The 23,350-nt window shown below is 56.6% G+C and carries 15 protein-coding genes; 8 read left to right on the top strand and 7 right to left on the bottom strand.

Features of this window, described 5'->3' with window-relative positions:
• Window positions 1-213 precede the first annotated feature (213 nt).
• The gene (gene lexA / locus ACTUJZ_RS09340; protein WP_463636040.1) at window positions 214-843 is read right to left on the bottom strand and encodes a transcriptional repressor LexA; all 630 of its coding nucleotides are present in this window, start codon (window positions 841-843) and stop codon (window positions 214-216) included.
• Window positions 844-1,196: 353 nt separating this feature from the next.
• Between lexA and ACTUJZ_RS09335 the strand changes: the two genes are divergently transcribed.
• From ACTUJZ_RS09335 to plsB, 3 genes are all read left to right on the top strand, one after another.
• Window positions 1,197-1,664 (top strand): GNAT family N-acetyltransferase, encoded by a 468-nt coding sequence (locus ACTUJZ_RS09335; RefSeq protein WP_463636039.1) that lies wholly within the window; start codon window positions 1,197-1,199, stop codon window positions 1,662-1,664.
• Window positions 1,654-2,070: a DUF2177 family protein gene (locus ACTUJZ_RS09330; protein WP_463636038.1), complete on the top strand. Its 417-nt coding sequence runs from the start codon at window positions 1,654-1,656 to the stop codon at window positions 2,068-2,070. Before ACTUJZ_RS09335 ends, ACTUJZ_RS09330 begins: the two co-directional genes overlap by 11 nt.
• A gap of 116 nt (window positions 2,071-2,186) precedes the next feature.
• Window positions 2,187-4,628 carry a glycerol-3-phosphate 1-O-acyltransferase PlsB gene (gene plsB / locus ACTUJZ_RS09325; protein WP_463636037.1) on the top strand — a complete coding sequence of 814 codons (2,442 nt, stop codon included), beginning with the start codon at window positions 2,187-2,189 and terminating at the stop codon, window positions 4,626-4,628.
• Between the two features lie 43 nt (window positions 4,629-4,671).
• On the opposite strand, the gene ilvA is transcribed toward plsB, so the two are convergent.
• From ilvA to ACTUJZ_RS09310, 3 genes are read right to left on the bottom strand one after another with little or no spacing between them, the layout of a single operon-like run.
• Complete coding sequence (gene ilvA / locus ACTUJZ_RS09320) at window positions 4,672-6,207, bottom strand: threonine ammonia-lyase, biosynthetic (protein WP_463636036.1); 1,536 nt, start codon at window positions 6,205-6,207, stop codon at window positions 4,672-4,674.
• The gene (gene ilvD, locus ACTUJZ_RS09315) at window positions 6,207-8,057 is read right to left on the bottom strand and encodes a dihydroxy-acid dehydratase (protein ID WP_463636035.1); all 1,851 of its coding nucleotides are present in this window, start codon (window positions 8,055-8,057) and stop codon (window positions 6,207-6,209) included. Before ilvD ends, ilvA begins: the two co-directional genes overlap by 1 nt.
• A 19-nt stretch (window positions 8,058-8,076) precedes the next feature.
• Complete coding sequence (locus ACTUJZ_RS09310) at window positions 8,077-9,012, bottom strand: branched-chain amino acid transaminase (protein ID WP_463636034.1); 936 nt, start codon at window positions 9,010-9,012, stop codon at window positions 8,077-8,079.
• 461 nt (window positions 9,013-9,473) lie between these two features.
• On the opposite strand from ACTUJZ_RS09310, the gene ACTUJZ_RS09305 reads away from it, so the two are divergent.
• Complete coding sequence (locus tag ACTUJZ_RS09305) at window positions 9,474-10,088, top strand: trimeric intracellular cation channel family protein (protein WP_463636308.1); 615 nt, start codon at window positions 9,474-9,476, stop codon at window positions 10,086-10,088.
• An 82-nt stretch (window positions 10,089-10,170) separates the two neighbouring features.
• Window positions 10,171-11,691 (top strand): YifB family Mg chelatase-like AAA ATPase, encoded by a 1,521-nt coding sequence (locus ACTUJZ_RS09300; protein WP_463636033.1) that lies wholly within the window; start codon window positions 10,171-10,173, stop codon window positions 11,689-11,691.
• On the opposite strand, the gene ilvY is transcribed toward ACTUJZ_RS09300, so the two are convergent.
• On the bottom strand, window positions 11,673-12,536 hold the full coding sequence (gene ilvY, locus ACTUJZ_RS09295; protein ID WP_463636032.1) for an HTH-type transcriptional activator IlvY: 864 nt from the start codon (window positions 12,534-12,536) through the stop codon (window positions 11,673-11,675). The genes ACTUJZ_RS09300 and ilvY overlap by 19 nt on opposite strands.
• Before the next feature lie 166 nt (window positions 12,537-12,702).
• On the opposite strand from ilvY, the gene ilvC reads away from it, so the two are divergent.
• On the top strand, window positions 12,703-14,184 hold the full coding sequence (gene ilvC, locus ACTUJZ_RS09290; protein ID WP_463636031.1) for a ketol-acid reductoisomerase: 1,482 nt from the start codon (window positions 12,703-12,705) through the stop codon (window positions 14,182-14,184).
• Between the two features lie 77 nt (window positions 14,185-14,261).
• Here ilvC and ACTUJZ_RS09285 read toward each other — a convergent pair whose 3' ends face one another.
• The gene (locus ACTUJZ_RS09285) at window positions 14,262-15,437 is read right to left on the bottom strand and encodes a multidrug effflux MFS transporter (RefSeq protein WP_463636307.1); all 1,176 of its coding nucleotides are present in this window, start codon (window positions 15,435-15,437) and stop codon (window positions 14,262-14,264) included.
• Between the two features lie 156 nt (window positions 15,438-15,593).
• Window positions 15,594-17,615, bottom strand: coding sequence for an alpha/beta hydrolase family protein (locus ACTUJZ_RS09280; RefSeq protein ID WP_463636030.1), 2,022 nt, complete (start codon window positions 17,613-17,615; stop codon window positions 15,594-15,596).
• 199 nt (window positions 17,616-17,814) lie between these two features.
• Here ACTUJZ_RS09280 and ACTUJZ_RS09275 point away from each other — a divergent pair, with 199 nt between their 5' ends.
• Both ACTUJZ_RS09275 and ACTUJZ_RS09270 read left to right on the top strand, forming a co-directional pair.
• Window positions 17,815-19,611: an autotransporter assembly complex protein TamA gene (locus ACTUJZ_RS09275; RefSeq protein ID WP_463636029.1), complete on the top strand. Its 1,797-nt coding sequence runs from the start codon at window positions 17,815-17,817 to the stop codon at window positions 19,609-19,611.
• Window positions 19,608-23,345: a translocation/assembly module TamB domain-containing protein gene (locus tag ACTUJZ_RS09270; protein ID WP_463636028.1), complete on the top strand. Its 3,738-nt coding sequence runs from the start codon at window positions 19,608-19,610 to the stop codon at window positions 23,343-23,345. The genes ACTUJZ_RS09275 and ACTUJZ_RS09270 overlap by 4 nt, the downstream gene beginning before the upstream one ends.
• Window positions 23,346-23,350: the final 5 nt, after the last annotated feature.

The raw sequence follows: 23,350 nt of genomic DNA, 5'->3' as shown, positions 1-23,350 counted from the left end.
AACGTGCACTGCTGCCGTTCAGCCCCTAAGCAACAATCCTAAAGAGAGGTGAGACTCACGTTTTGTGAGCGCACAGGTTATAAGCGTATAAAAAAGCCCACTGGAAGGCAGTGGGCTGATGCATAGCGTAGTGAGCTAAGTTTTTTTCGGCTTATGCAACAGGCAATCTGAGCCCGCTGTCACTACGCAAGTGAAAGCTTGGGTAGTGTGGGTTTACATCCAGTCGGCGTTGCGGATCACGCCAACTGCCAGGCCTTCGATGGCCAGCGCCTGGGCGGTTAAATCGACCTTGATAGGCGCAAATTCATCATTTTCAGCATGCAACAGTACTTCGTGACCGCGTTTTTCGAACCGTTTTACCGTCACATCGTCTTCGACCCGGGCGACCACCACCTGGCCATTGTGTACATCAGTGGTACGATGTACCGCCAACAAGTCACCGTCTAAAATACCGATGTCTTTCATGCTCATGCCATCCACCCGCAACAAAAAGTCGGCATGGGGTTTAAACAAAGCCGGGTCGACCTGGTAATGGCTTTCAATATGCTCCTGAGCCAGAATGGGTTCGCCGGCGGCGACACGGCCTATCAATGGCAAACCCACCTCGTCATTACTGGCTTCATCTTCCAGCGGCGTGGTGAGCCGGATACCGCGCGAGGTGCCAGGTAAAATCTCGATGACCCCTTTGCGGGCCAGCGCTTTTAAATGCTCTTCGGCGGCATTGGCCGAGCGAAATCCTAAACGGCTGGCAATTTCGGCACGGGTCGGCGGCATACCGGTTTCGCGCATGTTGGCTTTGATCAGTTCAAGCACTTCGGTTTGTCGGGGGGTCAGTGGACGCATACACAGCCTGGTTTTACATACAGTTATACTGAGAGTATATACAGTCAGCCGGGTTTGGCAAGGGTTCAGCGGCTAATTTATTGGTGTGCTGGGCAAAATCCGCGTCGAGAAGCGTAAAGGCGATTGTCTAAAGTCGCTAGCCGGTAAACGCTAATTCGCCTAGAACTATTAGCATCGCATCGTAAAAATCATTCATGACGGTCTCCGCTCAAAGTTGTTCTGCCTAATGCTCTACGCTGGGCTTTTGATTTGAGGTCAGCTTGGCTCACCAACAATAGCCGATTTAATTTGTCACCATGCCCATCAACGTAAGTTTGCTATGCTGAAAATAGAAATCCAAAGGAATGCTTGGTATGACGATTTTTTGCCGGAATGCGACGCAGGCGGATTTGCCTGTGCTAAGCGAGTTTCAACAGCGCATTATCAGTGCTGAGGCCGACTATATTCCGCGCCGGGTGGCCCATGCTTATCAGTATTACAATCTGGCCGATCTGCTGGAGGACCCTTCGACCCGGGTCGCGGTGGCCGAAACCCAGGCCCAGGTGATTGGCTCAGGCTATGTGCAGTTGCGCGCCTCCAAGGCGTACTTGCGCCATGCTTATCATGGTTATGTGGGGTTCATGTATACCAAACCGGCATTTCGGCGCCAGGGCGTGGCGCAGCAAATTTTGCAGTTTTTGGGCCAGTGGGTTCGCCAGCAGGGCTATGATGAACTGCGCCTGGAAGTATTTGCCAACAACAGCCGGGCGATCCGGGCCTATCAGGCAGCGGGTTTTGAACCAAACATTGTGGAAATGCGTTATCACCTGCATGAAGACTAAATTTGCCTCACTGGCGCTGGCCTATCTGGCCATACTTATCACCTTTGGCGTACTCGACGGCTTGTGGCTGGGCGTGATCGCCATGCCCCTGTATACCGAATATTTTGCAGACCTGCTGCGCGCTCAGTTTATCACCTGGCCCTGGATAGTTTTTTATCTGTTGTACTGCTTATCGGTGGTGTTTCTGGCGGTAAATCCCACGCGACAAAAACCCTGGGGTGCGGCATTTGGTTATGGCTTCGTGCTGGGCGCCACTGCCTACGGGACTTATAATCTAACCGCTTATTCTATTGTAGCCGGCTGGCCATTGACCATGACCCTGGTAGATTGGGCCTGGGGCTCTATCGCCACCGCAATTCTGGCTGCGGTGGGGGCCGGCGTGGCACGGCTTAAAATCTTTGACTAACTACCCGGCGTAACCGGGCGTTACACCTGGCACCAGCCCGGCGCGGGCGTCAAAGTCAGATTTATGCAAGACATGTGATACACTGCGCCGGTTTTTTTACTCACAGGATTTTTTTCATGTCGTGGATACGCAAAACGCTTCTGTCAGTGTTTCATTATCCCGTTAAATGGCTGGTGAAGCCGCACACCATTCCCACCGATGTGCAAAGTGAGCTGGGCATTGATACCGGCAAACCAATCATTTACCTGATGCCCAGCAACTCTGTGACCGACCAGCTGGCGCTGCGCATGGCCACTCAAAAACTGGGGCTGCCCAGCCCCACCGACACCCTGATGTTGGGTGGCCGTCAGTATCCGTCGTGCTTATTTTTACGCAAGACCCAACCGGTGCGGGCGCGCCAGCAAACTCATACTGATATTGAAGCGGTGTTTACCGATCTGTTTCATCTGCACCGGGACAACCCGCAACTGGATGTGCAGGTGGTGCCGGTGTTTATTTCCTGGGGCCGTGCGCCGGGCAAAGGCAGCCCGGGCTTTAGTGATCTGATTGCTGATGCGGCCACCCCCAGCTGGCTGCGTAAATTGTTTATTGTGAGCTTTTTGGGCCGCGATAATTTTATCAGCTTAAGTAAGGCGGTATCGTGCGCCTCCATGGCTTCCCAGCATGGCAGTGATGCCCAGATTGCCCACAAGCTGGTACGCGTAGCAAGCACTCACTTTCAGCGTAAGCGTCAAAGCCTTACCGGCCCCACCTTACTGGAGCGCCAGGAGCTGCACAATGCAGTGCTCGGTGCCCCGGCGGTCAAACGCGCTATCAGCGAAGCCGGTGATGGCAAAAAAAGCTCCCCGCAACAAGCCCGTGAGGATGCTCGGGCCTACATCGATGAGATTGCCGCAGACTACCGCGAAGGTCTGGTGCGCTTTGGCGATCGTTTGCTGACCCGCATCTGGAATAAAATTTACAACGGCATCGGCGTGGCCCACAGCGAGAGGGTCCGCGAGCTGGCCCGTAATGGCCATGAGATCATTTATGTGCCCTGCCACCGCAGCCACATGGATTATCTGCTGCTGACCTATGTGATTTATCACGAAGGCATGGTAACCCCGCACATCGCGGCCGGTATTAACCTCAATTTTTGGCCGGTGGGCAAAATTTTTCGCCGCGGGGGCGCGTTTTTCTTACGCCGCAGTTTTGCCGGGAATAAGTTGTACACCGCAGTGTTTCGCGAATACCTGGAGCTGTTGTTCAACAAAGGCTATTCGGTCAAATACTACCCGGAGGGTGGGCGCAGCCGTACCGGCCGTCTGATCCCGCCCAAGACCGGCATGCTGGCCATGACCATGCAGGCGGTACTTAAAGGGGTTAAACGCCCGGTCAGCATTGTGCCGGTGTATATCGGCTATGAAAATGTGATGGAAGTGAAAAGCTACCTCAAAGAGCTCAAAGGCAGCGGCAAGAAAAAAGAGTCGAACTGGCAAATTTTCTCAGCCATCCGCAAGCTCAAAAATTATGGCTATGGCTATGTGAACTTTGGCGAGCCCATCCAGCTCAATCAGTTTTTAGAAAAGCAGTTGCCCGACTGGCGACAAAAATTGCCCGCCGATCCGGACAAAAAACCAGCCTGGCTGACGCCCATGGTCAACGATCTGGCCAATGAGGTGATGCTGCGCATCAACCGCTCCGCCGCCATCAATGGTATGGCACTGACCGCGTTGTGTTTGTTATCCAGTAAAAACAAAACCATGAGCCAGCAAGAGCTGACCCACTCGCTGGATGCCTTTTTGCATTTGCAGCGCGAAGCGCCGTTTTCTGCCGACTGTACGGTACCGGATGAAACCGGAGCGCAGATGGTGGCCCACATGCAGCAGCTTAATCGCTTTGAGTTTTGTAATGACGGCTATGGCAAATTGGTGCGCCCGCAAACTGACTCGGCAGTGCTGCTGACCTATTACCGTAATAATATTCTGCATCTGTTTGCCCTGCCCGGCATCATCATGGCGGCGGTGTTTGCCCACCGCGCCTGTCGCCGCGATGCTGTGCTGCAACTGGTGGCGGCCCTGTATCCGCTGTTGCAGCGCGAGCTATTTATACATATGAGCCAGGATCAGGCACTGGCCTATACCGACAAGCTCATCAACCAAATGCTTAGCCAGGGGCTGCTGCGCCAGGATGACGCCTGCCTGCTGCCGCCAGAAGCCAATAACCAGGATTATCATGCTGCCTGGCTGTTAAGCCGCTGTATGCAGGAAACCTTCCAGCGCTATGCGGTGGTGCTGGCGATCATCGCCAAAGCCAAAGTAATTTCGCGCAGTGAGCTGGAGCGCACCAGTCGTAAGGTGGCAGAGCGATTGTCGGTGTTATACGGGCTAAGTTCGCCAGAATTTTACGATAAAAATGTCCTCTCCAGCTTTATCACCGCGCTGCGGGAAAACCACTGGCTGGACTCCACCGCTGATGGCAGCCTAAAGCATTGTGAAGAAAGTGCCGCGCTACGTCAGGATGTGCAGGCCTTGGTGTGGCCGGAGATCATCCAGCACCTGGAAAATGTGGAGCTGTAGGCAAGTATAGCGGCACCGGTTTTGATACCGGCGCCGCCAGCTCCTAGTCAGTCGCCGCCAAAAAATGGCGATAAGCCGGATCTTCGGTCACTTCACTGTAGCTATACCCTAAATCCTGCAAATGGGCATCAAACGCCGGCCGGCTCGCCGGCGGCAGCTCGAAGCCGGCCAGCACCAGGCCACGGGCAGCACCATGATTGCGATAATGAAACAAGGTAATGTTCCAGCGCTCACCCAGGGTATTTAAAAAGCTCAGCAACGCCCCGGGATACTCCGGAAACTCAAAGGCAAATACTGTCTCGTTAAGCAGTGCCGGCGGCCGCCCGCCAACCATATGCCGCACATGCAGCTTGGCCAGTTCGTTGTGGTTTAAATCCACACAGGCATAACCATGCGCATCCAGATGCGCCTGCAAGCGGGCAAACTCGGCCTGCCCCTGTTTGAGTTTGACTCCCACAAACACCTTGGCCTGCTGTTCATGGCCGTAGCGGTAATTAAACTCGGTGATGGTTTTACCGCCCAATGCTTCACAAAATTGTTTAAAGGCGCCGGGTTGCTCTTTCAAGGTGGCAGCAAATACCGCTTCTTTTTGCTCGGCTAGCTCGCAGCGCTCGGAGACATAGCGTAGCGTGTGAAAGTTAATATTCGCCCCGCACAAGACACCGCCCAGCCGTTTACCGCTTATCCCGTGTTCGCGCACATATTTGCGGATCCCGGCCACCGACAAGGCACCGGCCGGCTCGGCAATCACCCGGGTATCATCAAAAATATCTTTGATGGCGCCGCAGATCTCGTCGTTGGAGACGGTGATGATCTCATCGACAAACTGATTGCACAGTCGAAAAGTTTCCTCGCCCATGGTTTTAACCGCCACGCCATCGGCAAAAATACCCACCGACGGCAACGCCACCGGCTTGCCCGCCTGGCGTGCAGCCGCAAAACAGGCCGACTCTTCACTTTCCACGGCAATCACGCGGATGGCCGGGTTCAATTGTTTTAAATACACCGCGATACCGGCGGCCAGACCACCGCCGCCCACCGCCACAAACACCATATCCAGCTGCGGTTGTTGCTCCAGCAACTCCTTGGCCACCGTGCCCTGCCCGGCAATCACATCCGGATCATCAAACGGCGGCACAAAGGTATAGCCATGCTGGTCGGCCAGGGCTCGCGCGTGCTGGCTGGCCTGGTCAAAGTTAGTGCCATGCTGAATGACAGTGACCTGATCACCCCCAAATTGCTGCACGGCGGCCACCTTAATCTCCGGCGTGGTTTCGGGCATCACGATAGTGGCCTGAATGCCTTTGACCCGGGCGCCATAGGCCAGCCCCTGGGCATGGTTGCCTGCTGAAGCCGCAATCACGCCAGCAGCCTGCTGCTGCGGGCTTAACGCACACAGGCGGGTGTAGGCGCCGCGTAATTTAAAAGATTTCACCGGCTGTTGGTCTTCGCGCTTCAACAATACTGTGTTGCCTAGCTCGGTGGACAGCCGGTTCATGGTGGTCAGTTCGCTGGCGACCGCCACATCATAAACCGGCGCCAGCAGGATTTTTTTTAAGTAATCATGATCGCTTAACATCAGATTTCTTCCAGCTTGGCCGGGTCGCGCACCGCGCCCTTATCGGCACTGGTGGCCAGCATGGCAAAGGTTTTGAGTGAGGTGGATACGTGGCGCTGGCGATTAAGCGGCTTATAGGGCCGCTCGCGTTGTTCCATGGCCTGGCGGCGATGCGCCAGCTGCGCATCACTGATGGCAATATTGATGGTGCGGTTGGGGATATCAATCACAATGGTGTCGCCTTCTTCGACCAGTGCAATGCCGCCGCCACTGGCCGCTTCCGGCGAACAGTGGCCGATGGATAAGCCGCTGGTGCCACCAGAAAAACGGCCATCGGTGATCAGGGCACACTGCTTGCCTAAGCCTTTGGATTTAAGGTACGAGGTTGGATATAGCATTTCCTGCATGCCCGGGCCGCCACGCGGGCCTTCGTAGCGAATGATCACCACATCGCCGGCCTGCACCTCATCGGCCAGAATACCGGCCACGGCGCTGTCCTGGCTTTCATAAATACGAGCGCTGCCGGTAAATTTCAGGATGGATTCATCCACCCCGGCGGTTTTGACAATACAGCCATCTTTGGCCAGATTGCCATAGAGCACAGCCAGCCCGCCATCCTGACTGTAAGCATGTTCAATGGTGCGGATACAGCCATGTTGGCGGTCGCGGTCGGCCTCGTCCCAGCGGCAGTCCTGGCTAAAGGCCTGGGTGGTGCGGATGCCGGCCGGGCCGGCGCGGTAAAACTGGTCGGCCTGAGGATTGTCATTGGCTGTGATGTCCCACTGGGCGATCACGTCGGCCAGTGGCTGCCCCAGAACGTGCATGGCCTCGCCGTGCAGCAAGTTGCCGGCGTGCAGCTGTGCCAAGATGCCCAGTACCCCGCCGGCGCGGTGCACATCTTCCATATGATATTGCGGGGTGGCCGGAGCCACTTTACATAAGTGGGGTACCCGGCGTGACAAGCGGTCAATATCGGCCATGTTAAAGTCCACCTCCCCTTCCATGGCCGCGGCCAGCAGATGCAAAATGGTGTTGGTGGAGCCGCCCATGGCGATATCCAGGCTCATGGCATTTTCAAAAGCCTGGCGGTTGGCAATATTGCGCGGCAACGCGCTGGCATCGTCATCACCATACCAACGCTTGCACAGGGTCACGATGAGCTCACCGGCCTGTTCAAACAAACCCTTGCGATCCGCATGAGTAGCCAGCATCGAGCCATTACCGGGTAATGCCAGGCCCAGCGCCTCGGTCAGACAGTTCATCGAGTTGGCGGTAAACATGCCCGAGCACGACCCGCAGGTAGGGCAGGCCGAGCGTTCAATTTCGTTGCTGTCTGCTTCGCTGACCTTGTCATCGGCGGCGGCCACCATGGCATCCACCAAATCCAGTTTGATCAGCTGGTCAGACAGCTGGGTTTTGCCGGCTTCCATCGGCCCGCCGGATACAAAGACCACCGGGATGTTCAGGCGCATGGCGGCCATCAGCATGCCGGGGGTGATCTTGTCGCAGTTAGAGATACACACCAGCGCATCGGCGCAGTGGGCATTGGCCATGTACTCCACCGAATCAGCAATGATTTCCCGCGACGGCAGGCTGTACAGCATGCCGCTGTGGCCCATGGCGATGCCATCGTCCACCGCAATGGTATTAAATTCTTTGGCCACGCCGCCAGCGCGCTCTACCGAGCGTGCCACCAGCTGGCCCATGTCCTTAAGATGCACATGCCCAGGTACAAATTGCGTAAACGAATTTGCCACCGCAATAATGGGTTTGCCAAAATCAGCATCCTTCATGCCGGTGGCGCGCCATAAGGCGCGGGCGCCAGCCATATTGCGACCTTGCGTGGTTGTTGCAGAGCGTAACTTGGGCATTGCTCTCTCCTAAGTTGGGTTAGTTGTCATAAACGGGTGTCAGCCAGCCCCATTTGTCTTCGGTGGTACCATTGAACAGGCCAAAGAATTTGTCCTGCACTTCTTTAGTAATCGGGCCGCGGCCGCCGTTGCCTACGGCAATGCCATCCACACTGCGCACCGGGGTCACTTCGGCAGCAGTACCGCACATCAAAATTTCATCAGCCAGGTACATGGCTTCCCGGGCAATATTTTCTTCACGCACTTCATAGCCCATATCGCGCAGCAGGGTCATCACAGTATCGCGGGTAATACCCGGCAGGATGGCGGCGGTTTTAGGCGTGGTGGTAACCACCTTGTCACGGATCACAAAGATATTTTCACCGGCCCCTTCACTGATGTAACCGTTGCGGTCCAGCGCGATACCTTCGCCGTAGCCGTGGCGACGGGCTTCCATCGAGATCAGCTGCGACGACAGGTAGTTACCACCAGCTTTGGCGCCAGTCGGCATGGTGTTGGCGGCCAGGCGGTTCCAGGATGAAATACCGGCATCTACGCCATTTTGAATGGCGTCTTCACCCAGGTAGGCACCCCACTCGAATGCTGCGATGGTCACTTCGGCTTCCTGGCCAAACGGAACTTGCAGCCCCATGCCGATATCACCGTAAAACGCGATGGGACGAATGTACGCCGACTGCAGGTTATTTTTGCGAATGATGGCGAGAGTGGCCTCGTTGATTTGATCCAGGGTGTAAGGGATGGTCATCCGGTAAACCTTGGCAGAATCGAACAAACGGCGATTGTGGTCATGCAAACGAAACACACAGGTGCCCTGGTCCGGGGTTTTATAGGCCCGCACACCCTCAAAAACCGATGAGCCATAATGGATGGCGTGTGACATTACATGTACGGTGGCGTCTTTCCAGGGCATGATGTTGCCGTTAAACCAAATGTGTTCTGCAGGTTGCTTAGCCATGTTTGTTCCTTTTGATGGGGCTTACCCGCCCCCGGGACTGCGGTGTTAGCAGTAAGTTAAAAGACCAGCGCAAATCATACCGCAGGACGCGTAAAACACCCAATAGCCCGGCCACAACGGCGCGAGAAATGGACAGCATATTTTACAGCGTGCGCAGCGCACACAGGGTCAATGGCAACAAGAGCAGGCCGAAGGATGGCTAAAAGGCAAAAATGTGCGCTACCTGAAGACACAGGCAGGCCAGGCAGAATGTTCGGAAAAAAATCTGTTCCACAGTGTGCTCATGCTGCCATGGTCAGGCAGTGTGAAATGACGGGCCGGTTGGCAGCAGGCCCACAACCCGGCTGGCGACCGGATTTGCACTGTGTGCATAAGAAATAGCATGAAACTGTGGCCTTTTTCAACCGATTTCGCCAGACTAACGGCTGTCAGACTAACCCGCAAACCAAGGCAAGATGATGATTGATGACTGGCTGCATATCCTGAATCTGGCAGGTGTGGCGGTGTGTGCTATCTCCGGCACCCTGATGGCCTACCAAAAACGCATGGACGGTTTTGGCGTGGTGGTGCTGGCCTCGGTGACAGCCATTGGCGGCGGTACCCTGCGCGATATGGTGCTGGACCTGCCGGTATTCTGGGTAGTGGATACCGACTATCTGTACATCACCGTGCTGGCCGCGTTAGGCACCATCATCTGGCTGCGCTTTACCTCACTGTTTCCCTACCATTATCTGCTGGTTGCCGATGCCTTCGGGCTGGCCCTGTTTAATGTGGTGGGTATCGAAAAAGCCCTGTCCAATGACGCCGGCATGGCGGTGGCCATCACTATGGGTACCATCACCGGGGTCTTTGGCGGCCTGCTGCGAGATGTGATTTGCCGTGAGGTGCCTCTGGTACTTAGCGGCGAGCTGTATGCCATGACCTGTATCCTGGGCGGCGCCGCCTATGCTATCTGCTTTTATCTGCAACTGCCCAATTCGTGGTGTGTGGTGGCTGCGCTGACCAGCACCGTGTTGTTACGGTTAGGCGCCATGCGCTGGCACTGGGAGCTGCCGGTGTTCAAAACCGACTACTAACTGGCCCTCGGGCCAGTAGGCCGCCTGGCTAAAATTTTTTATGCTTACTGCTTTGGTAGCATAATGAGTAAGGAAGGCGGCGATGGGTTATGCCGTGGTACATACCCGGGCCGGGGACGGCATCAGTGCCCCGGCGGTGCAGGTAGAAGTGCATCTGTCTAACGGCTTGCCGGCTTTTCATCTGGTGGGTATGGCCGAAACCTGTGTCAAAGAAGCCCGTGACCGGGTACGCAGCGCGCTGATCAACAGCGGCTTTGAATTTCCGGCGCGCCGCATCACTGTCAACCTGGCCCCGGCCACTATTCCCAAACATGGCGGCCGCTACGACTTACCCATTGCCATCGGCATTTTGTTGGCCGGCGGCGTGTTGCCGGCCAAGGCTTGCGCCGGGGTGGAATGTATTGGCGAGCTGGGCTTAGATGGCAGCCTCAAGGCAGTGCGTGGTCTGGTCCCGGCGCTGTTAGCGGCGCGCAATGCCGGTCACAGTGTGCTGTGTGCGCAGGCCAGTAGCCAGGATGCCAGTCTGATTGACGGCGGCTGCCACTATCTGGCCGCCGACCTGCTGGCGGTGTTTCATCATTTGTCCGGCACCCAGCTGCTTACCCCCTGGGCCGGCCAGGCCCCGATGCTCACCACCGAGGCACCACGCTGGGATGATATTATCGGTCAGCAGCAGGCCAAGCGTGCGTTGGTGCTGGCGGCGGCGGCCCAACACAATGTGTTGTTGGTGGGGCCACCAGGCACCGGTAAAAGTTTGCTGGCCAGCCGCTTGTTATCGCTGATGCCGGCACTGTCGCTGGAAGAAGCCTTGCAGGTGGCGGCCATCGCCTCGGTGAAAGGCCAGGCCACTGCAGCCGAACATCTCCTGCGCCGGCCATTTCGCAGCCCGCACCATACCAGCTCGCCGATTGCGCTGACCGGCGGCGGCAGCCAGCCGCTGCCTGGTGAGGTGTCGCTGGCTCACAATGGCGTACTGTTTTTGGATGAATTACCTGAATTTGGCCGCCGTACCTTAGATGTGCTGCGTGAGCCGCTGGAAACCGGTGACATTAAAATTAGCCGGGCCCAAGGCCAGGCCACCTACCCGGCCCGCTTTCAGCTGGTGGCGGCCATGAACCCCAGTCCCACCGGGGATATGCATGACGGGCGCACCTCGCCCGACGAAATCCTGCGCTATTTAAACCGCATTTCCGGGCCTTTTTTAGACCGTATCGACTTACAGGTGGAAGTGCCACGGCTGCCTGCCTATCATCTGGCTGGTGGGGCGCCGGATGCCCACGACGTACCGGATTCGGCCGAACAGGCCAAACACCAGGTGGCGCTGGCCCGTGAGCGTCAGTTACAGCGCCAGGGCAAGCTCAATAGCGCGCTGGCCCCGGGTGAGCTGGCCGCGGTGTGCGCCCTGACCGACGCTGATCTACAGTTTGTGCAGCAGGCGGCCGCCCAGCTTAAATTATCCATGCGGGTATTTCACCGGGTGCTCAAGGTGGCGCGCACCATTGGCGATCTGAACGGCCGGGCCCGGGTGACCCAGGCCGATATCAGCGAAGCACTGGGCTATCGCGCGTTGGATGTGATGATCAGTCAATTGAGCTCAAGCTGAAACAGCGCGGCCAGTAAGGGCTCCTGCTGGCGCTGTTTTAAACAGCACAAGCCCAGCTGATAGGCTTCAATAGAGTTTACTGCAATGCGGGTCACCTGGCTGGCCAGAGTGGAGTGGTTTAACACCACCTGTGGTACAAACCCCACGCCGCATTCAAAGGCCACCATGCTGACAATGGCCTCATTGCCGCCCACCGAGGCATACACCGTGGGCCGGATCCCCTGCTCGGCAAACCAGTGATACACAATGCGGCGGGTGGGGCCGTGTTCGGGCATCACCACCTGATGCTGACGCCAGTCGAGCTGATCAAGGCGGGTGATGCCCCAGCTGCGCGGCACAACCAAATCCAGTGGTATTTCGTCCAGGGCGCGAAAGGCCAGCTCGGCCGGAAAATCCGGGGTATGAATGGCGATGCTGGCATCACACTGGCGTCTTTGTACCTGACTTAGGGCCAGCGCCGGATCGCCGGTAACCAGGCGTAATTCTACCGCCGGATGGCGTTCGCGCAGCTGGGTCAGCAGACGCGGCAGGTGGCTCTGGCTGGCAGTCACCGAGCAATACACATTGAGCTGGCCGGTCAGCGCCTGGCCTGATTCATCCAGTTCGGCCTGCAACGCCTGCCAGTCACGCACCACCTTGCGGCTAAAGGCCAACAGCTTATGGCCTGCCGGGGTGAGTACCACACTTCGGTTGGTGCGCACAAACAGCGCGGCGCCGGTTTCCTGCTCCAGCCGCTGGATACTGCGACTTAAGGTGGAGGGTGACACATACATCAGCCGTGCGGTTTCGCCAAAATGCAGGCTGCTGGCCAGATGATTAAATAACTGCAGGCTTTTTATGTCCATGGATACCGCCACGTTGCAAATAATGAAATACAATATTGCGAATATATCACTTTTTAAAACAAAACAAATGACCTAGGCTCAATCCATGTCGTGGCAGACATACTCTGTCGGCAGGTGGCACTGTCGGGCTCAAATGTGCAAGCAGAATGTTCGGAAAAAAAATCTTATGGCAAATTATTTCAATACCTTACCGCTGCGCGAGCAGTTATCCCAGCTGGGCCGCTGTCGCTTTATGGCACGCAGTGAATTTGCAGACGGCTGCAATTATCTGCAGGGCAAAAAAATTGTGATCGTCGGCTGTGGCGCACAGGGCCTCAACCAGGGCCTGAACATGCGCGACTCGGGGCTGGATGTCAGCTATGCGCTGCGCCAGTCAGCTATCGATGAGCAGCGCCCGTCCTATCAGCGGGCCACCGACAATGGCTTTACCGTGGGCACTTATCAGCAACTCATCCCGCAAGCCGACCTGGTGTATAACCTGACCCCGGACAAACAACACGCCAGCGTGGTGGAAGCAGTGATGCCATTGATGCGCCAGGGCGCTGCACTGGGCTATTCTCACGGCTTTAATATTGTTGAAGAAGGCCAGCAAATTCGCAGTGATATCACGGTGGTGATGTGCGCGCCCAAGTGCCCGGGCACCGAGGTACGCGAAGAGTATAAGCGCGGTTTTGGCGTGCCCACCCTGATTGCGGTGCATCCGGAAAATGATCCCCAGCAACAAGGCTGGAAGATTGCCAAGGCGCTGGCCAGTGCCACCGGTGGTGATCGGGCCGGGGTGTTAGAGTCCTCTTTTGTGGCCGAGGTCAAATCCGATTTGATGGGCGAGCAAACCATCTTGTGTGGCATGCAGCAGGTTGCCGCCATTCTGGCCTTTGAAAAAATGACCAGCGACGACATCGCACCGGACTATGCCGCTGCGCTTATCCAGCAGGGGCTCGAAACCATCACCGAGGCGCTTAAAATCGGCGGCGTCACCCACATGATGGACCGGCTTAGTAACCCGGCCAAACTGGCGGCATATGATTTGGCCGAGCAGATCAAGCAGCTGTTACAGCCACTGTTCGAAAAGCACCAGGACGATATTTTAAGCGGCGCGTTTTCCAGTCGCATGATGGACGACTGGGCCCAGGGCGATGCTGAGCTGCATAAATGGCGGGAAGACACCCGCGCCAGCGGCTTTGAGCAAGCACCCGCCTTCACCGGCCAAATCGCTGAACAAACCTATTTTGACCAGGGCATCCTGCTGGTGGCCTTTATCAAAGCCGGGGTGGAGCTGGCCTTCGATGTGATGGTGCAGGCCGGCATTTTGCCTGAATCCGCCTATTACGAGTCGCTGCATGAAACACCGCTCATCTCCAACACCATCGCCCGTAAGCGCCTGTATGAGATGAATGTAGTGATCTCTGATACCGCCGAATATGGCAACTATTTGTTTGCCAATGCTGCCATCCCGTTGCTGCGCGATAAGCTGATGCCGCAGCTGACCGGTGAGGTCATCGGTAAGGGTCTGGCCAGCACCTCCAATCAGGTGGACAACCGCCGACTAGTGCAGGTGAATGACGCTATTCGTAGCCACGGAGTGGAAACTGTGGGCAAGGTACTGCGCGGCTATATGACCGATATGAAAGCGATTGTATTAGGGTAAGTTACCATTTTCTGTCGACGGGGGGCGATGACTCGCCCCCACCTTTATAGCCCGGCCCATTGGCCGGGCTTTTTTTATCAGGCCGTCGCTGCCTCATGCGCTTCGCGGGCCTGCTCAGCAAAATGCACGGCTACCGAGGCCATTGCAAAAAAGACCAGAAAGCCCACCCCAATGGGAAACAGATTATCGGTCAGAAAGTGATCGATGGTCATGGCCACCGGCACCGCGATTATGCTGGACAGCGAGCCGATGATAGCTGCGCCGAGCCCGGCCATTTCACCCAACGGCTGCATGGCCATGGCATTGAGGTTGCCAAATAAAATGCCGACAAAGAAAAAGCCGCTGAACATGATGGATAAGGTAAACAGTAACGGCGGCAAACCCTGGTAGGCCAGTATCACCAGATTAAAAACGACCGCAAACACCAGCACGCCCAACAGCGCCACTCGCACCAGCCGGCTCATGCCAAAACGCATCACCATAGTGCCATTAAAAAACGATGCCAGGCCAATGGAAAAGGCCAGGGTGGCAAATATCAGCGGGAACCAGTCGCCGGTGGCATAAAAATCTACAAAGATGGTTTGCGAAGCACTCAAATACGCCAGAAAGGCCCCAAAGATACAGCCCATCGCCAACGTATACCCCATCACCGATATATGAGTAAGAATATACCAGGAAGAGCGCCCGAATCGCGCCCAGGAAAAGCGCTGACGCCGCGCTTTGATCAGGGTTTCAGGCTGGCGTAGAAAAAACCAGCTGCCGGCAATGACTGCCACCACCAAAAACAGCGAAAAAATATGCCGCCAGGAAAAAAACAGCAGCACGGTCTGCCCCACGATGGGCGCCAGCATCGGCACCAGAATAAACACCATCATAATAAATGACATCACCCGGGCCATGGCATCACCGACATACAAATCGCGGATCACCGCCATGGCTGCAATGCGCGGCCCGGAGACTCCAAAAGCCTGGATCAGCCGGCCGATAAGCATGGTGGTCATGGACTCTGCCTGCATGCACACCAGCGACCCAAGCATAAAAATGCATAGGCCCAGCAAAATAGTGGCCCGGCGGCCACGGGCATCGGCAAATGGGCCAAAAAACAGCTGGCCCACCGCCATGCCGGCAAAAAACACCGACACAATCAGATGTGCCGAGTGCGCATCCTTAGCCTGCAACGCCTGCCCAATCTGGGTCAGCGCCGGCAGCATGGCGTCGATGCTCAAGGCCACCAGCGAGGTCATCAGCGCCATTAAGGCAACAAATTCATACAAAGGCAGAGATGGCGTGGGGCGTGAGGCAGCAGCTGATTTCACTAGGCAAGAAGTCCTGTCGCATCGCCCAGCTTGTTAGAGGCCGGGCAGCTAAAAAGCGACAGTGTAGCGTAAAGCCCACACCGGCGAAGCTTTTTATTCGCTGGCGGTGACTGCCGGGGTGGCTGAGTGACGGCCTAAATATCGGCTTAAAAACTGGTCCATCTCGGCAAAGGTGCGGTGACGATTGCGCTGCAACGACAAATAGTGATCGCCGGCTTCCAGCTCGACATAGCGAAACGCCGGATGCTCTTCATCCTCCAGCGCCTCAGCCATACGCCGGCTTTGTTTAACCGGCACGGAGCGGTCTTCTTCGCCATGCACCAGCAACACTGGCGTGGTGATTTTGTCGGCGTGATAATAAGGCGAGCGCGCCTCCATATCATCGCTGTCCTCCCCCAGTTGCTGTTTAACAAATTCATAATTTAAAAAGCGGCGGTTATCGCGCACCAGTGCCGGCAGGTCACTGACGCCGTTGATACTGACCGCACAGCGAAACAAATTCGGGGTTTTCACCGTGGCCATCAATGCGGCATAGCCGCCGTAACTGCCCCCCACGATGCACAGCTTGTCGGGATCGGCCAGCCCTTGTTTGACCAGCCAGTGGGTGGCATCGGTTACATCATCCTGCATTTGCAGGCCCCAGCCTTGCATCCGGGCCTGGGCGAACTCCCAGCCATAGCCAGTGGAGCCGCGAAAGTTAGGCCGCAGCACGGCATACCCGCGATGGGTGAAATAGGCCAGCCAGATATCGAAGCCATCAAAGTCGCGGGCGCCCGGCCCGCCGTGTGGATGAATGATGGTCGGGTACGGCGGCTCACCATGTACCGGTAAGGTCAAATAGCCCTCGATGGTTAGCCCATCCCGCGCGGTATAGGTGATTGGCTGATGGGTGGGCAGGGTCAGGCCAGCCAGGTGCGGGTAGCTGTTAAACAGCACGGTCAACTTGTTGGTTTGGGTGTTGCCCAGGCTGTAATACGGCGGCAGGCCATCACTTTTCGAGTACAAAATATAATGAGTTTCATCCTGGCTAAAGCTCACCAGGGTGTTGTCAAAGTCAGGCATCGCTTTGTCCAGGCTGGTCTGTAGGCGGGCCCAACGCGGCGTCCAGAAATGCTTGCCGCCCGACGCCGTCGCATGATGCACGCCGATGGCCTCGCCGGTTTCAGGTGAATAAATCAGACCACCATCCACATCATAATTAGGATCGGCAAACACCAGTTTGCTGGTACGGTTGGTTAAATCCATTTTGAACAAGGCTTTGAGGTCGCCCTGATACGCGGTGTAATACAAGATATTGGGGTTCAGGCCAAAGCCTTTGGGCGAGATGGCTTTATCGGTGAGCGCATTATAGGCAAACAGCTCCTGCCAGTCGGCCTCTTCATTGGCGCGAATAAAAACCCGGCGCTCACCATTGTCATAATTTTGCGCGATACCTAACCGCAGGCGCGCCTGCTGGTCGGTCATCCAGTGACGGATATGCCGTTTACCGCGTTCAATGCGCTGCAGGCGAAAGTTATTCACATTGACCTTGTATACCGAAGGCATGTGCGCCACGTCATTATCGATGGCCATCAGAATATGCTGCGGGTCGTCTTTAAGCCAATCCACCACCTTATCCAGATATTGAGGTGACTGCGCCGCACGACGGCGTTCAAGCATGCGATCAACATTGACCACCGGGCGTAGATTGGCCCCGCCTTGCGCATAATCAATGATATACATGCGGGTTTTGTAATAGCGTACACCGCGCTGTTTGACCTCATAGAGAGCGCTAACCGCTACCTGCTGGGAGTTGACCCAGTGGAACCAGTTGATTTTGACTTTTTCACCGTCGGAGCGCAGCAGATAATGCGGGGTCTGCGTGGCAAAGTCATACACCTGCAACACACTGATACCGTCGTCGCCCTCAGCCATATTTTGAATAAAAGCGATTCTTTCACCATCCGGCGACAGACGAATGTCACTGACCTGGGGCAGTTGGCTAAACGCCTGGGTGGGGAGTTGTGTAGGTGGCTTAGCAACCTTGCTGTTAGCCTGAGCGAGGCCGATACCGGTGGCCAGCAGCCACAGCCCGATGAACAGGCGCCAGCCTGCAGTTGAATGCCATCCTTGCATACACATGTCCTTTTTTGACGTACCATAATGTTCTGGCCGCACAGTATTGTTATCTGTCTTACCTGATCTTCGCATCAGGCCCAGCGATAATATACTAGTGACTAATAAAGACCGTAGCACGGCCGTTGCTCGCAGTGTGGCACGACAGAACACTGAATGTACAGCTGCTATGCGTAACCGCAAGGATTTGTGATACTTCATGATTGCCCGTTTTGTGCGCTGTTTTGCCTGCTTAGTGTTTTGCCTGATAAGCAGCACGGCACTGGCCGAGTTGGAATACGAGCTGGTAGGCGTGGATGATAGCAAGCTGCGCAACAATATTCGTTTGCATCTGAACAGCCTCGAGTTGACCCAGGCCCAGTTGAGCGATCCATTCTGGCAGCAGGAGGTGGCTTCCACTGTGGCCACCGCGGTGGAGCCGTTTGGCTATTACAACAGCCAGACCCGGGTTGAGCAGCCGGAGGATGAGGATGAGGTGATCCTGCACATCACCCTGGACACGCCCTTGCAGGTTACCAATGTAACCCGGGAAATCATCGGCGCCGGTCGCGCTGATAAAGACTTTCGCCAGACCTTCAACAGCTTTGCCCTCAAGCCCGGGGATGTCATGTTACAGCCGGTGTACGAGCGGTTTAAAAGTGAGATGTTTAACTATGCGCTAGAGCATGGCTATTTTGATTTTCACTGGCAGGCCACCCGGCTGGATCTGGTGCGCGAAGAGCGCGCAGCCAACATACTACTGATTGCCCAAAGCGGCCCGCGCTACGTCTTTGGGGAGGTCACCATAAACGGCGATGACAAAGCCGCCGAAATCATCGGCCAGCTGCGCCCGTTTAAAACCGGCGAGCCTTACACCTCCGAACAACTTACCGAGTTTAACCGCCGCCTCAACCAGACCGGCTATTTTTCGCGGGTTATTGCCCGCCCGGTGGTCAGCCAGGCGCAGGGCACCCAGGTCCCCATTGAAGTGACCCTTGCCCACCAGCCGCGGGATAATTTTAATGTAGGGCTGGGTGCGGCCACCGACACCGGTGCCCGGCTGCGGCTGAAATGGGAGCGGCCGTGGGTCAATGCCTCCGGCCACAGTGTCAATGGCGAGCTGTTTTTGTCCGCACCGGAGCAATCCCTGACCCTTAATTATCTGGTGCCGATGAAAGATCTCACCAGTGATTATTTAAAATATGAAGCCGGTTATCAGTTGCTGGATTACAACGACACCGGCACCGAAAGCCAGACCTTGTCGTTGTCGGTCCATCGCCTGGTGCAGGATGACGACTCGCCGTGGCAAACCGACTACTCGGCCACCTATCTGCGCGAAACCTATCAGGTGCAGCAAGATGCCGAACAAACCGAGGGCGTGGACTTGCCGGTGGATATGGCCCCTGAACAAACCACGCAGCTGGTGCTGCCCGGTTATGCGCTACAATACCTGACCAAAGATGCTCCGCTGAATATCACCCACGGTAACTATTTGCGGGCCGGCATTCAGGTCGGTCGCGACGGCTTTGGCTCAGATATCGACATCGTCAAAATCACTGCCGAGGCCAAGTTCATTCGCACCTTTGGCAAACACCGTTTTATGCTGCGCGCCGAGACCGGGGCCATCGATACTAACAGCTTTACCGAGGTACCGGCCTCGCTGCGTTTTTATGCCGGTGGCGATCAAAGTGTGCGGGGCTTTGGCTACCGAGAGATAGCGCCGGACGATGATGATATTTTTAACCCGGCCACCGGTTTACGGGAAAATGCCGGGGCCAAATACTTAGCCACCGCCGGCACCGAGTATGCCTATCGGGTGGCTGACAAATGGCGCGCTGCGGCATTTTTTGACATCGGCACCGCCACCAATGAATTTAACCAGGATCCGGCCATCGGCGTTGGCCCCGGCGCACACTGGTTATCGCCCATCGGCCCGGTGCGTTTTTATATTGCCCGGGGCTTCTCACAAACCGAAAACACCTGGCGGTTTCATTTTATGTTAGGGCCTGAGTTATGAGAAAACGGCGTATTGCAGCCTGGTTGATGGCACCGCTACTGGTGTTGCTTGTCCTGATGGCGCTGCTACTCAGTCCCATGGGTAGCCCGCTGCTTGGCCCGCTGGCCAGTCTGGCAGTGGCTGATCTGGAAATTGATGAGGTGGCTGGCTCGCCGCTGGGTGATTTTTGGGTGCGCGGTTTACGCTGGCAGAACCCGCAATGGCAGGTCAGTGCCGGGCAAATTCATCTGAACCTGGATCTTAGCTGTTTTACCTTATCGCAGGTGTGTATTGATACCCTGATGACCAACGATGTGAGTGTCAGCCAGATGGGTAGCCCGCCGCCGGCTGAAGAGACCCCGCCGTCCGATGAGCCGTTGCAATTGCCGTTGTCGGTGATCCTCAATCAGGCCACCCTGACCCGCACCGCCATTGCCCTGCCCGGCCAGACCATTGGCCTGCAGCAGTTGCGTCTGGGCGCCCGGCTAAATGACACGCTGGCGCTGAACCCGGTTCACGCCAGTGGCCTGGTGATCAACATCGACCAGGCGGCCGTGCCAGAGACCCCGGCCGCGCCTACCAGTTATGCGCTGTCGTATACCGCGCCGGAGCTACCTGATATCCGCACCCCCTTGCCGGTGACGGTGGAAGATTTTGAGCTGACCGATATCACCCTCAACCAGGGTGAAACCAAGCAAACTGTGGAGTCAGTGGATTTTGCCTCGTTTGAATTTATCGACACTCGCATGCTACTTAATCGGCTACACGTGAAACACCCGCAAGGTACGCTTAATGGCTCTTTGACCACCTCGCTGGCCGACCGCTTTCCGCTGTCTAGCCAGTTTACCGCGCAGCTTATCCTGCCGGACGGCGCCACCCAGCGCATCGACCTGGAAACCCGCGGCGGGCTGGCGGAACTGGGCCTGGCACTATCAGCCGAAGGCGCCTATGCCGGCCAGCTACAAGGCTCACTGAATGTGCTCAGCGATAGCTTACCGGTGAGCCTGAGTCTGCAATGGCCGGCCCAGCCCATCCCGGGCATGGCAGACGGGCAGTTGCAGGCGGGCCAGCTCAATATCAACGGCCAGATGGGCGACTATCAGGTCACCGGTGACGCTGGAGCCCAGATCCCCCAGTTAGGACAGGTGCCGGTGACCCTGGACATCGTGCTGCAGCGCTCCAACATTCGGGTTAACAAACTGGATGCCGGCTTGCTGGGTGGCCGGGTGGTCAATAGCGGCACTCTGTATTTAAACGAGGCCATCAGCTGGGAAGGCACCACCCGGCTTAAAAATTTATCGAGTGAAACAGTAGTGCCGGCCGGGCCCACCGCCATCAATGGCGAGCTGACCAGCCTGCTCAATTATGACAGTGCTGGCTTACACATAAGTGTCACCGATCTGAGTCTTAACGCCGACCAGCGCGGTTACGCGCTTAAAGCCAACGGCTCGGCAGTCTATTCCGGGCCAGCTGAATTGCTGGTGACCAGCTTACAGGTCACCCATGGTGAGAACGAAGCCCAGATTGCCGGCCAGGTATTAAAAAATCGCTTCCTCAAAGGCTCCATCGAAGCGCGCCTGACCCAGCTGGAAACCCTGTATCCGGGATTTAGTGGTGCAGTGACCGCCGATTTGGATATTGATGGTAGCTGGCAGGATCCGGGGGCCAGCGGCAGCATCGATTTTGCCGAAGTGCGGGCACCGGCGGCTCTGAGCCCGGCACTGGCTCAGCAAGGTGCATTAGATGGCAGCATCGTGCTGGATGGCCAGCTCAGCGACCACCAGGTGGCTATCGATCTGTCGCTGGCCGATCATTTTGTTGAGCTGGCCATTGCCGGAGGCTGGCAGGACGGCCGCTGGAAAGGCCAGTTGTCGGACACCGAGCTGGGCGTGTTTGCCTCGCGCTGGGTGCTGCAGGACAGTGTCACCCTGGCGGTACGGCCGACCCCGTTTAGTACCAAAATTTTTCCCCACTGCTGGGCCTCTCGCGAAGATGGCACCCTGTGTATTAATGATCTGCTGTACAAAAATGATGTGGCGCGCTGGGATATTCAGGCCGAGCAGCTGCCGGCCGGTTTATGGGCCAGTGAAGTGTTAGGCGACTTGCTCCCTGAAGCGCCGCCAGCCACGCTGTCATTATCAGCCACCGGCAAAATGCCCAAAGGCGGCACCCCGCAAGGTCAGTTTGCCCTGTCGATGACCCCGGCCACCTGGCGGCTGGGCCAGCAGCAACACATTCCGATTGAAGTCGACGCGGTACAAGCCAGTGGTACGCTGGATGTGGACACCTTAGAAGCCCAGGCCCGGCTGGATAGCGCACAGTTAGGCGCCATAGAGCTAGCATTTACCACCCAGCCGTTTGTGGCCAGTCCGCCGCTGGAAGGCGAGCTGACCTTAGAGGCTATTAAGGTGGCCCCGCTAAAACCCATCTCGCCGGCGATTCGAGAATTAAGCGGCGCCCTGAACGGCGATATTGCGTTGTCTGGCGCGCTAAACCAGCCGTTACTCAACGGCACCTTGCAGCTGAAAGATGGCAATCTGGATATTGAAGATACCCCGGCCACCATCAGCAACTGGACCCAGTCCATTACCTTTGACGGCCAGCAGGCTGAGTTTGACGGGCGCTTTAACTTAGGCCCCGGCGCCGGCAGCCTGACCGGCAGCCTGAACTGGCAGGACCCGGCTCAGCCCTTGCTGCAATTGGCGTTACAAGGTGATCAATTAGAAGTACAGCAGCGTGATATCACCGTACGGCTGTCGCCGGATCTTACCGCCACAGTGTCGCCAGAGGCGGTGAAGGTCAATGGCCAGGTCAAGGTGCCGTGGGCCCGAATCAAAATTGAAGAGTTGCCTGAAAGTGCCGTGGCCCCGTCCAAAGATGTGCATTTGCGGGGCGAACCGCCCAGCGAAGATCCGCTCAGCATTGTGGATGCCGATGTGGAAGTTATCATCGACAGTGACAAAAATGGTGAGGTAAAACTGGAGGCGTTTGGCCTGGCTGCCAATCTGGCCGGCCAGCTACAGGTGAAAACCCAGCCGGCACCGGTGGGCTATGGCTCGCTGCAAATCATGGATGGCCGCTTTCAGGCCTATGGCCAGGACTTGTTGATTCGCACCGGTGAAGTGCAGTTTAACGGCCCGCTGGACCAGCCGCTGCTGGTGGTGGAAGCTATTCGTGCGCCAGCCAAAACCGACGATGGGGTCATCGCCGGGATCCGCATTGACGGCTCGGCCGATAATCCAAACATCAGTGTGTTTACCAACCCCACCATGGATCAAAGCAATGCGCTAAGTTATCTGCTCACCGGCAGTGCGCCGGGGCGCTCTGAAGGTAATCCGAATTATGCTGCGATGCTGCTGGGTATGGGCTTGTCCAATACCAATAAAATTCAGGGCCAGCTGGGTGAAGCCTTTGGCATTCAGGATTTTAGTATCGGCACCACCTCTGGTGCCGGTGGCAATGATCCTATGTTGTCAGTAAGCGGGCGCATCAACGAGCGCTTAAGTGTGCGCTATAACTTTGATGTGGGCCTGGGCAGCGATGATAACACCGCCGAAACAGTACGCCGGCGCTCGGCCCCACCCGACCTGGCGCTGCGCTACCGCTTACTGCCACGCTTTTATGTGGAAGCGGTACAAACCACCATCGAAGAGCAAACCGCGTTTGCACTGGATGTGTATTATCAGTTCTTTTTGGGTGAAGAGCCCGATGCAGCCGGCCCCACGGAGCAACAGCAACCTGACTCGCCGGATTAGGCTGG

It is taken from the genome of Alteromonas sp. WD8-37, assembly GCF_055326825.1.
The sequence above is the reverse complement of the archived record's forward strand: the minus strand, read 5'-3'. Positions and strand labels throughout refer to the sequence as shown.